This is a genomic window from Flavobacterium sp. UBA7680, from assembly GCF_002482975.1.
In the GTDB taxonomy this organism is placed as follows: domain Bacteria; phylum Bacteroidota; class Bacteroidia; order Flavobacteriales; family Flavobacteriaceae; genus Flavobacterium.
This window is the reverse complement of the sequence record NZ_DLHA01000050.1, coordinates 351,395-363,183: the sequence shown is the minus strand read 5'-3', so window position 1 is coordinate 363,183 and position 11,789 is coordinate 351,395. Positions and strand designations below refer to the sequence as shown.

The 11,789-nt window shown below is 32.9% G+C and carries 11 protein-coding genes; 8 read left to right on the top strand and 3 right to left on the bottom strand.

Annotated elements, in window-relative coordinates; genetic code table 11:
• Positions 1-1,017 (top strand): class II fructose-bisphosphate aldolase (fbaA, locus tag B3C18_RS21720; protein ID WP_291151695.1); only part of this gene is annotated, 1,017 nt, incomplete at its 5' end.
• Positions 1,018-1,127: 110 nt separating this feature from the next.
• Positions 1,128-1,982 (top strand): acetyl-CoA carboxylase, carboxyltransferase subunit beta, encoded by an 855-nt coding sequence (gene accD / locus B3C18_RS21715; protein ID WP_026728501.1) that lies wholly within the window; start codon positions 1,128-1,130, stop codon positions 1,980-1,982.
• Positions 1,983-2,037: 55 nt separating this feature from the next.
• Here accD and B3C18_RS21710 read toward each other — a convergent pair whose 3' ends face one another.
• Positions 2,038-2,682, bottom strand: coding sequence for a DUF4279 domain-containing protein (locus tag B3C18_RS21710; RefSeq protein WP_291151691.1), 645 nt, complete (start codon positions 2,680-2,682; stop codon positions 2,038-2,040).
• A 379-nt stretch (positions 2,683-3,061) separates the two neighbouring features.
• On the opposite strand from B3C18_RS21710, the gene B3C18_RS21705 reads away from it, so the two are divergent.
• A complete protein-coding gene (locus tag B3C18_RS21705; RefSeq protein WP_291151688.1) occupies positions 3,062-3,376 on the top strand; it encodes a hypothetical protein in 315 nt (104 codons plus the stop codon).
• A gap of 1 nt (position 3,377) precedes the next feature.
• Here B3C18_RS21705 and B3C18_RS21700 read toward each other — a convergent pair whose 3' ends face one another.
• A complete protein-coding gene (locus tag B3C18_RS21700; protein ID WP_291151686.1) occupies positions 3,378-4,265 on the bottom strand; it encodes a cupin-like domain-containing protein in 888 nt (295 codons plus the stop codon).
• 85 nt (positions 4,266-4,350) lie between these two features.
• Complete coding sequence (locus tag B3C18_RS21695) at positions 4,351-5,598, bottom strand: ABC transporter permease (protein WP_291151684.1); 1,248 nt, start codon at positions 5,596-5,598, stop codon at positions 4,351-4,353.
• 165 nt (positions 5,599-5,763) lie between these two features.
• Between B3C18_RS21695 and purH the strand changes: the two genes are divergently transcribed.
• The 5 genes from purH to mrdA all read left to right on the top strand — a co-directional run bounded on the left by purH (position 5,764) and on the right by mrdA (position 11,782).
• Complete coding sequence (purH, locus tag B3C18_RS21690; RefSeq protein WP_291151682.1) at positions 5,764-7,290, top strand: bifunctional phosphoribosylaminoimidazolecarboxamide formyltransferase/IMP cyclohydrolase; 1,527 nt, start codon at positions 5,764-5,766, stop codon at positions 7,288-7,290.
• Positions 7,291-7,347: 57 nt separating this feature from the next.
• The gene (locus B3C18_RS21685; RefSeq protein ID WP_007804822.1) at positions 7,348-8,376 is read left to right on the top strand and encodes a rod shape-determining protein; all 1,029 of its coding nucleotides are present in this window, start codon (positions 7,348-7,350) and stop codon (positions 8,374-8,376) included.
• Positions 8,377-8,488: 112 nt separating this feature from the next.
• The gene (gene mreC, locus B3C18_RS21680) at positions 8,489-9,319 is read left to right on the top strand and encodes a rod shape-determining protein MreC (protein ID WP_291151676.1); all 831 of its coding nucleotides are present in this window, start codon (positions 8,489-8,491) and stop codon (positions 9,317-9,319) included.
• A complete protein-coding gene (locus tag B3C18_RS21675; RefSeq protein WP_291151674.1) occupies positions 9,312-9,818 on the top strand; it encodes a rod shape-determining protein MreD in 507 nt (168 codons plus the stop codon). Before mreC ends, B3C18_RS21675 begins: the two co-directional genes overlap by 8 nt.
• Positions 9,815-11,782 (top strand): penicillin-binding protein 2, encoded by a 1,968-nt coding sequence (gene mrdA, locus B3C18_RS21670; protein WP_291151672.1) that lies wholly within the window; start codon positions 9,815-9,817, stop codon positions 11,780-11,782. Before B3C18_RS21675 ends, mrdA begins: the two co-directional genes overlap by 4 nt.
• Positions 11,783-11,789: the final 7 nt, after the last annotated feature.

Genomic DNA, 11,789 nt, shown 5'->3' with positions numbered 1-11,789 from the left:
ATTTTTAATTATGCAAAAGAAAAAGGTTTTGCTTTACCAGCAGTTAACGTAACTGGGTCAAGCACAATCAATGGAGTTCTTGAAACTGCAGCAAAACTAAATGCGCCAGTTATCATTCAATTTTCAAACGGAGGAGCACAATTTAACGCTGGAAAAGGTTTATCTAACGCAGGTGAAAAAGCAGCTATCGCTGGTGGTATCGCCGGAGCAAAACATATTCACACTTTGGCAGAAGCTTACGGAGCAACTGTAATTTTACATACTGACCACTGTGCAAAAAAATTATTGCCTTGGATTGATGGTTTATTAGATGCTTCTGAAAAACATTTTGCAGAAACAGGAAAACCATTATTTAGTTCTCACATGATCGATTTGTCTGAGGAGCCAATCGAAGAGAACATTGAAATCTGTAAAGAATATTTGGCTAGAATGAGTAAAATGGGAATGACATTAGAAATCGAACTTGGTATTACAGGTGGTGAAGAAGATGGTGTTGACAACTCTGATGTTGATAGCTCAAAATTATACACACAGCCAGAAGAAGTAGCTTATGCTTACGAAGAATTATCTAAAGTAAGTCCTAAATTTACAATTGCTGCTGCTTTTGGAAACGTTCACGGTGTTTACAAACCAGGAAACGTAAAATTAACTCCAAAAATCTTAAAAAATTCTCAGGATTTCGTTCAAAACAAATTCAACACAGGACACAACCCAGTTGATTTCGTTTTCCACGGAGGTTCAGGTTCTACACTTGAAGAAATCAGAGAAGGAATTAGCTACGGAGTTATCAAAATGAACATTGATACTGATTTACAGTTTGCATACACTGAAGGAATCCGTGATTATATGGTTAAAAATCTTGACTATTTAAAATCACAAATTGGTAACCCAGAAGGTGCTGATGCTCCAAACAAAAAATATTACGATCCAAGAAGATGGGTTCGTGAAAGCGAAGTAACATTCAATGCAAGACTTGAACAAGCTTTTGCAGATTTAAATAACGTAAATACGCTTTAAATTTTAGATTTTTGATTTTAGATTTCAGACTTCTAAAAAAGCCTGAAATCTAATTTTGTGAATCAGATTAAAAATCTAAACTTTAAAATCTACATTCTAAAATTATAAAAATGGCTTGGTTTAAAAGACAAGAAAAAGGGATTACGACCGCGACAGAAGATAAGATGGACGTTCCGAAAGGATTGTGGTACAAATCTCCAACAGGAAAAATTATTGATGCAGACGAATTAGCAAGAAACTTATTCGTAAGCCCTGAAGATGATTTTCACGTTCGAATTGGAAGCGCAACCTATTTTGAAATTTTATTCGACAACAACGAATTTGTTGAGTTAGATAAAAACATGACATCAAAAGATCCTCTGCATTTTGTGGACACAAAAAAATATGCAGAAAGATTGAAAGATGTAATGGAAAAAACTCATCTTAAAGACGCTGTACGTACGGGAGTAGGAAAATCTAAAGGAAGAGAACTTGTAATTTGCTGTATGGATTTTGCCTTTATTGGCGGATCTATGGGAGCTGTTGTAGGTGAAAAAATTGCAAGAGGTATTGATCACGCGATCAAAAACAAACTGCCTTTTGTTATGATTTCTAAATCTGGTGGAGCTCGTATGATGGAAGCTGCTTATTCTTTAATGCAATTAGCAAAAACTTCTGTAAAACTAGCTCAATTAGCAGAAGCTAAATTACCTTATATCTCTCTTTGTACAGACCCAACAACGGGTGGAACAACTGCATCTTACGCAATGTTAGGAGACATCAACATCTCTGAGCCGGGCGCTTTGATTGGTTTTGCTGGTCCTCGTGTTGTTCGTGATACTACAGGAAAAGATTTACCAGAAGGTTTTCAAACAGCTGAGTTTCTTTTAGAGCACGGTTTCCTAGACTTTATAACGCCTAGAAAAGAATTAAAAGATAAAATCAACTTATATATCGATTTGATTCAAAATAATGATATTAGATAGTTTTAAAACTACTTAAAATAGAAAATCCCAAGAAAATTGCTTCTTGGGATTTTTTTTACTTTAATTCCTTACCATATACATATTGATCTATATCAATCCCTAAATTCAATTTATTCATTCTAGAAATTATCTTATCATCAAGATGAATTCCCTTGTTTCCGCTAATACATTGATTAAGACAAACAGAAATAATTGCGTTCCCCTTTTTTGTCAAATTTATAACTCCATCAAAATCTTGCTCTAAACTAGTTAAAAGCAATTCAAGTTTAGATTCTAATTGATAGGCTTGACTTTTTATTGGTTCAAATTTCATACAGCTAAAATCATATTTACTTTTTCCGCTAGGGCGCAAATCATTATTACTCCAACCTGTTAATGGCCGAAGTATTGTCAACTCAGAAAGATGGTCAAAATCCAAAACTTCAGAAGTGACTTTTAAATAAACTCGAGTAGCATTTTCAGTATCAACATTTATTATTTCATTATTATCTTTGGAAAAGTACACAACAAGAAAAAAGAACTCCTCTTTTATTGGGAAATAAACAGCATTTGTATCTATGTACGAGGTAAAGTCTACTCGTTCTATTTTTGGAGTCTCTTTTTCCAGTTTTATTGAATAAATTTTCAAATATTGTTTTGTAGTTTCAAAAACTGGATTTAATATTTCTGAGACTGCCTTTTTAATTAATTCCTCTTTCATTCTCGTTTTGCTTTATGAATCCCAAAGAAAAACATTCTTAGGATTTTTTATATCTTTATTTTAAATCTGATTTTCTATGGCAAGAATTTTTATTGGTTTCATGATTTGTTTTTTCTTTTTGAATTGTAGTAAAAAAGAAAATCAAGAAGAAAATATTCCTTAGATTATTTCACAGAATAATAAAGAAATAATTCGGGGCAAAGACACAGTTCCGCTACCTCCATCTATTCCTGGCCGGCTATATTATGGAACAAATTCCTTTATAATAGACACTGATTCGAAAATATACTATTTTCAAAGAGACGAAATTAATCATATTTGCGGAAATTGGAAAAAAAGTGATACAATTCCAAACTTTATTGATTTACAACCAAAAGATTTGATCGAAATACCCACTAACAATATATCCGATTTTATAAAAGCAAATTATAAACAAAAATTCAAAAATATCACTTACATATGTTCTAAAACTGATACTTTACAATCAGAATCTTTTTTTGTTTTAGAAAAGGCATTAAAGTCACAAGAAAAATACGGAGATTATTACAATATAAGGAGAACAACACAAGAAGAAGATACTGTCTTGAAACACAAGAAAAACAATGAATTTTATAACTCGGAAGATATTAATTGGGATAAAAATAGAATTACATTTCCTTTCATAAAACCAAAGCTAGAAAAGACAAAAAAATAAATTAGCTCGCTTTTTTCAAATCCTTTTTCAATTCCTTTTCCGCTATTTTAAAAGCTAGTTTTTCACGCCATATCGCATAACGTTCTCTAAAAACAATTTTTATAGCGCTATCTACTGCGCCATGCATGAACAAACTCCAAACGCTAGCCATTTTCCGAGTAATCGATGAATCCCAAGCGCGAAGACTCAGCGAAAAAGAACCATCAATATAACGCATCCAGTGCCACATTCCGGTTGGCATAAATAAAGTATCTCCGTGTTCCAGAAAAACTTCATAACCTTCGACACCTTTTAGGGCAGGAAATTTTTCAAAATCGGGATTGGCGACATCATAATCTTCTAAAGCATAAGTGGTATTTGGAACACAATAAAGCCGTTTTTTCCATTTATAATCAAAAAGTATAATATGTTTTCGGCCTCCAAAATGGGTATGAAAAAGGTGCGGCAAATCGATATCATAATGTAAAAAAGTAACAGCATTTGAACCGCCAAAAAACATAGCAGGCATACTTTCTATAAAACCGCCCATTAATTCTTTTGGTATTTTTACATCATTAACTAATTCAGGTTTATGCTTGAAGAGATTGAAGAAAAAAATACGCAAATCTGTGGGTTCTCTTTTTATTAAATCGAGATAATCGCCAAATTTCATACTGGCGATTGAAGCATTAATTACTTTGGTTGGATCTGCTTTAGAATTATCAACCAACTTTACCTCAATATCTCCTGCAATTTGCTTAAAATAATCAGTAGACCATTTGTCTCTTGCAGGCCAGTCTTTTGTTAGTCCTTTTATAATTAAAGGTTTCCTTTTATCTAAATAATTCTTTTTAAAATCATCTCTAGAAATAGACTCAACAGCATCAACATGTTTTAAGATAAAGCTCATTTGTTTAGTGTTTAAATTGTTTGCTTACAAAAAAAATCTAACCAATTCTAGTCTTCAAAAATTACATATAAAATAAAAATAGCTTCTACATTCCTGTACGAATAGCTTCGACAGGATCTAAATTTGCAGCAGAAATTGCCGGAAGAATTCCCGAAATTAATCCAATCAATGCTGCTAAACCGGTTCCTAAAAGTATATTTCCTAAGCTTAGAACAAACTCAAAATCGAGTGCTTTTGTTAAGATAATTGAAATTCCCCAAACCATCAATAAACCAATAATTCCGCCAATTACAGAAAGAATTATGGCTTCAAATAAAAACTGAAATAATATAAAACGATTTTTTGCACCTAATGATTTTTGAATTCCAATTAAATTCGTTCTTTCCTTAACCGAAACGAACATAATATTAGCAATTCCGAAACCACCAACTAAAAGAGAAAAACCGCTTATAATCCATCCTACTACATTCATCTGACCTAAAATTCCGTCAATAAAATCAGTAAAACCAGAAAGTACATTTATAAAGAAATTATCCATTTCTCCTGCTTTCATTCCGCGAATTGCTCTTAGTTTTTGAGCAACTTCTGCTTTGTAAGCATCCATATCGACGCCTTTTGTCGGCTTTAAAACAATAACCGGAGTCATAGAATCGCTGTCGCCATACATTCGGCGTAAAAAATTAGCTGGTAAATAAACCGATGTATCATTGCTGTCTCCAAAAAATCCTGCTCCTTGTTTTGCAATTACTCCAATAACGGTAAAACGCTGTCCGTAAAGACGAATATTTTTCCCAAGCGGATCCATACTTCCAAAAAGACCTTGAGCAATTTCATATCCTAAAACTATAACCGCCGTTCCCGAATTTGATTCAGATTCATTGTAAAATCTTCCTTTATCAAAACTTAATCCGTCAATATTTACCATTTCAAATGAAGATGGAACGATGTTTACATCGGCAACCGTTTTTGAATCGTACTTTAAAGTTTCATGATTTACAAAAAGCTGATAACCGACTTGGTCAGTATTATTCATAGAATTTTTCAATCCTATGTATTCATCATATTTTACATTTGGAAACTGTTCTCTCTTCCATTGTGGAATTTCAGATGGTCCAAAACAATATTTCATTAAATAAATCGTATTTTTATCTAAGCTGCTCAAATCTTTAGAGATTTTTTTATCTAAAGAATCAACTGCGGCCAGGACGGCAATTATTGAAAATATACCAATTGTAACACCTAACAACGATAATAAAGTACGTAGTTTATTATTTCGTAACGCATTTATCGCAAAGCTGAGACTTTCTTTTAATAATCTTAGATAAAGAAGCATATAGTAGTATTTTTCAATAAAGTAAAATTCAATAATTTAAAAACAAAAACCTAATAAAAGTTAACTTACTCATCAGTAGATTTTTTTAAGAGAATGTTACATTAATTTCTTTTAAAATAATATATAAAAAAACTACTTTTGCAGTCTGAAAATCATAACTACACAATGAGCACAACTAAAAAAATACAATCAGCGTTAATATCTGTTTTTTCGAAAGATGGATTAGAACCAATCGTTAGAAAATTACACGAACAAAACGTAACACTTTACTCAACTGGAGGAACAGAAGATTTCATTAAAAACCTAGGAATTCCGGTAGTTCCTGTTGAAGACATTACTTCTTTTCCAGAAATTCTTGGCGGAAGAGTAAAAACTTTACATCCGAAAATTTTTGGCGGGATTTTAAATCGTCAGGATAATGAAAGCGATGTTCAGCAAATGAAAGAATTTGATATCCCTCAGATTGATTTAGTAATTGTTGATTTGTATCCTTTTGAAAAAACTGTTGCTTCTGGTGCAAGCGAACAAGATATTATTGAAAAAATTGACATTGGCGGAATTTCTTTAATCCGTGCCGGTGCAAAAAACTTCAAAGACACTGTAATTGTTGCTTCGGTTAACGAATACAGCTTACTTTTAGATTTGATTACAGAGCAAAATGGTGCTACAACTCTTGAAAACAGAAGATTGTTAGCCACTAAAGCGTTCCACGTTTCATCTCACTATGATGGAGCTATTTTTAACTACTTCAATACTGATGAAACAATCTACAAAGAAAGTATTGATAACGGGCAAGTTTTAAGATATGGTGAAAACCCACATCAAAAAGGATTTTTCTTTGGAGATTTTGATGCTATGTTCAAAAAAGTTCACGGAAAAGAGTTATCTTACAACAACTTATTAGATGTTGATGCTGCAGTTAATTTAATTGCAGAGTTTAAAACTGACGGACCAACATTTGCTATTTTAAAACATAACAATGCTTGTGGTTTAGCTTCAAGAAAAACTATCAGCGAAGCTTATTTAGCAGCTTTGGCTTGTGATCCTACATCTGCTTTTGGAGGTGTTTTGATTGCAAATACTAAAATTGATTTAGCTACAGCACAGGAAATCAATAAATTATTCTGCGAAGTTGTAATCGCTCCAAGTTATGATGATGATGCAATTACTGTTTTACAAGAAAAGAAAAACAGAATTATTTTAGTTCAAAATGAAGTAGAATTACCTTCAAGACAAGTTAGAACATGTCTTAATGGTTTGTTAATTCAGGACAGAAATAATATTACGGATAATAAAGAGCATTTAAAAACCGTTACAATTACAGAACCTACTGCTCAGGAGATCGAAGATTTGATCTTTGCTTCAAAAATTTGCAAGAATACAAAATCAAATACGATTGTGTTTGCAAAAAACGGAACATTAATTTCATCTGGTACAGGTCAGACTTCAAGAGTTGACGCTTTAGTTCAAGCAGTTGACAAAGCAAAAGCTTTTGGATTTGATTTAACTGGTGCTTCGATGGCGAGTGATGCATTTTTCCCTTTTCCGGATTGTGTTGAATTAGCTAAAAAAGCAGGAATAACCGCAGTAATTCAGCCGGGAGGTTCGATAAAAGATGAATTAAGCATAAATTATTGCAATGAAAATAATCTTGCAATGGTATTTACAGGAACACGTCATTTTAAACATTAATTTGTTTAACTTTGTTCGATAAATAATTTTATAACATTTTAAACCCCTAAAAAACTTATGGGATTTTTTGATTTCATGACCGAGGATATTGCGATAGACCTTGGTACCGCAAACACTTTAATCATTCATAATGATAAAGTTGTTATTGATAGTCCGTCAATCGTTGCACGTGATAGAATATCAGGCAAAATCATTGCTGTTGGTAAGGAAGCCAACATGATGCAAGGTAAAACGCATGAAAACATAAAGACCATAAGGCCTTTAAAGGATGGTGTAATTGCCGATTTTGATGCTTCGGAAAAAATGATCAACATGTTCATTAAAAGTATTCCTGCATTAAAAAAGAGAATGTTTACTCCTGCATTACGCATGGTAGTTTGTATTCCTTCTGGTATTACTGAGGTAGAGATGAGAGCGGTAAAAGAATCTTGTGAAAGAGTAAACGGAAAAGAAGTTTATTTGATTCACGAGCCTATGGCAGCCGCAATTGGTATTGGTATCGATATCATGCAGCCAAAAGGAAACATGATTGTTGATATTGGGGGTGGTACAACAGAAATTGCCGTTATCGCTTTAGGCGGAATTGTTTGCGACAAATCTGTAAAAATTGCAGGTGACGTTTTCACAAATGATATCGTTTATTACATGCGTACACAGCACAACCTTTTCGTAGGAGAAAGTACTGCTGAGAAAATTAAAATTCAAATTGGAGCGGCTATCGAAGATTTAGACGGACCGCCAGAAGATATGTCAGTTCAAGGTAGAGATTTACTTACTGGTAAACCAAAACAAGTAGATGTTTCTTACCGTGAAATTGCAAAAGCATTAGATAAATCTATTCAGCGTATTGAGGATGCAGTAATGGAAACATTATCTCAAACTCCTCCTGAGTTAGCTGCTGATATTTACAATACTGGTATTTATTTAGCTGGTGGAGGATCTATGTTAAGAGGTCTTGACAAACGTATTTCTCAAAAAACAGATTTACCTGTTTACATTGCTGAAGATCCATTAAGAGCAGTTGTTCGCGGTACAGGAATGGCGCTTAAAAACATCGCAAAATTTAAAAGTATCTTAATCAAATAAGATTCAAAAATAACAATCAATATACTTTTATTAGGGTCAAATTTCTAATATTTGACCTTAGTAAAATTTGAAACCTTAAAGCATATCCTGAAACAAAATAACCAGACACGAAATGCAGCAAATTTTTAATTTCATTATAAGAAACAGTAATCGATTGCTGTTTTTGCTGCTTTTAGGTATTTCGTTGACTCTCACAATTCAATCGCATTCGTACCACAGAAGCAGAGTAATCAGTTCCGCAAATTTTTTGAGCGGAGGTGTTTATGAAAGAATCAATCATGTAAACGAATATTTGAATTTAAGAACCGAAAACGACGAGCTTGTACTTGAAAACGCAAGGTTAAAAAGTCTTTTATTCAATAAAGAAGACACAACAAAAGCACCATTACCAGATAGCATTAAAGGAGTAAAACCTGCAGATATTATCGTTTCAAAAGTAATTCACAACTCTTACAGCACACACGAAAACTTTATTACACTTAACTCTGGAAGCAAAGAAGGAGTTAAACAAGATATGGGTGTTATCAATAGCTTAGGAATTATTGGAGTTATCGATAATACTTCAACAAATTACTCAACTGTAGTCAGCATTTTGAATATGAAATCACAGATAAATGCTAAACTAAAAAAGACAAATCATTTTGGTTCTTTAACCTGGGATGGAAAAAGTACCGGATTTGTACAGCTTGAAGATGTTCCTAGATTAGCCTCTGTAAGAAAAGGAGATACTATCGTTACCGGAGGACAATCTGTAATTTTCCCGGAAGGAATCAATATTGGTACTGTAGAAAATATATACAAAAAAGACAATTCAAGTTTTTATGTTATAAGAGTTAAACTTTTTAACGATATGACAAACTTAGGTCACGTATACATTATCAAGAGCAAGGACAGAGAAGAACTTATTAATCTAGAAAACAAAAGCAAGGAAAAAAATGAGTAGCGCTTTGTTAGTAAATATTTTTCGATTTATTATGTTGCTGGCAATTCAGGTTGTTATTTTTAACAACATGAATTTTCTAGGATACATAAGTCCTTTTCCATATATCTTGTACATTATTTTATATCCTGTAAACAGCAACAGAGCAGGACTAATTATTTCCAGCTTTTTATTGGGATTAGTAATGGATATGTTTTGTAATTCTGGCGGAATTCATGCGACTGCTTGTGTTATTCTTGCTTACTATCGACCGTATATTTTTAAGTTTTCGTTCGGATTAAGCTATGAATATCAAACTATTAAACTAAATGAATCTTTAACACCAGAACGGTTTTCATTTATATTAGTTTCTGTTTTATTACATCATATTGTACTATTTACATTAGAAGCTTTTGAGTTTAAGTTCATATTTGACATTTTACTGCGAACGTTATTTAGTTCTATTTTTACAATAATCACTTCAATTATAATAATTTACATTATTAAGCCCAATAAACGATGAGAAAAGTTCTGCTGCCCTCTTTAATTATTATTGCAGCATCTTTGCTAGTGATTCGGATATTTTATCTGCAAATTGTAGATGATTCATTCAAATTGAAATCAGAAAATAATGCGATTAAGAAAGTCTATGACTATCCGGAGCGCGGTTATATTTATGACAGAAATGGTAAGTTATTAGTTGCCAATCAGGCTTCGTATGATATCATGGTAATTCCAAGAGATATTAAAGAAAATCTTAATATCCCAGAATTCTGTGCACTTTTAAACATTACACAAGACGATTACGAGAAAAGAATTGCAAAGGCAAGAGTTTACAGCCCTAGGCTTCCATCTGTGTTTTTATCTCAGTTAAATAAAACGGAATTTGCTGCTTTTCAGGAGAAAATCAGAAAGTATGAAGGTTTCTATTTTCAAAAGCGTTCTCTACGTGATTACGAAGTAGATTATGGTGCAAATATATTTGGGTTTATCACACAAGTAAACGAAAACCTTATTGCCAAAAATCCATATTACAACAGTGGTGATTTAATTGGAAAACAAGGTGTTGAAGAAAGTTACGAAGATATTTTACGCGGAATTAAAGGTGTAAAATATATTCAAAAGGATAAATATAACCGAGAAATTGGTGCCTACAAAGAAGGAAAATACGATACGATTGCCGTTGCCGGAGAAGATATCAATTTAAGTATTGATGCTGAACTTCAAAAATACGGCGAGGAGTTAATGATTAATAAACGAGGTGGAATTGTTGCTATTGAACCAAAATCTGGTGAAATATTAGCATTAGTTACAGCTCCTTCTTATGATCCGGGTATTTTGGTTGGAAGACAAAGATCTAAAAACTATACGCTTTTATACCATGATTCTATCGCAAAACCTTTATATGATCGCGGACTTTTAGCTGAATATCCTCCTGGTTCTCCATTTAAAATTTTAACGGGTTTAGTGGCGCTGCAGGAAGGTGTTATCGACGAGCAGACTACTTTTATGTGTCATCACGGATTTAGTTATGGGGGTGGCCGTTTTATGAAATGTCACGGTTTTGGACCTCATCAATTACATAACGGAATTTATAATTCCTGTAATAGTTACTTTGGACAGGCTTATATGTTAACGATTAACAAATATTCAGATCCGGGTAAAGCAGTTGATGTTTGGAGCGGTCACGTAAAAAGTTTTGGTTTAGGTCAATTTATGGGTTATGATTTACCAACGGGTAAAAAAGGTAATATTCCAACATCAAAAACATACAAAAAAATCTACCCTAACGGAGGATGGAGAAGCTCAACTATTGTATCAAACGCTATTGGACAGGGAGAGGTTTTAATGACCCCTATTCAGTTAGCAAACATGATGGCAACTGTTGCGAATCAAGGATATTATTATACACCTCATATCATTAAAAAGATTGAAGGCAAAAAAATTGATCCTAAATTTACAGAAAAGCATACCACAACTATTGATCAAAAATATTTTCCACCGGTTATCAGCGGATTATTTGACGTTTATAACAAAGGTACCGCTTATGCTCTTAGAGTAAACGGAATTGATATTTGCGGAAAAACGGGAACAGCTGAGAATTATGCCAAAATAAACGGCAAAAGAGAAAAACTTAAAGATCACTCTATTTTTGTGGCTTTTGCACCAAAAGACAATCCAAAAATTGCAATTGCAGTTATGATTGAAAATGGAGGTTTTGGAGCAACTGTTGCTGGGCCGATTGCCAGTTTAATGATCGAAAAATATTTAAGAAAGAAAATCACAAGAACTGATTTGGAAGTTCGTGTTTTAAATAAAAGTTTAGCGGCTGAATATGCTAAATTAGGTGGAATGAACGAGGCAAGCGCAATTGAGTCTACACCAAAAGATTCTGTTTTAAAAGCAAAAATTGTAGTTCCTAAAACTGTAACTGCTCCAAAAACAGAAGTTAAAAAAACAACGATAGACACCACTAAAGAGAATTAAGATTATT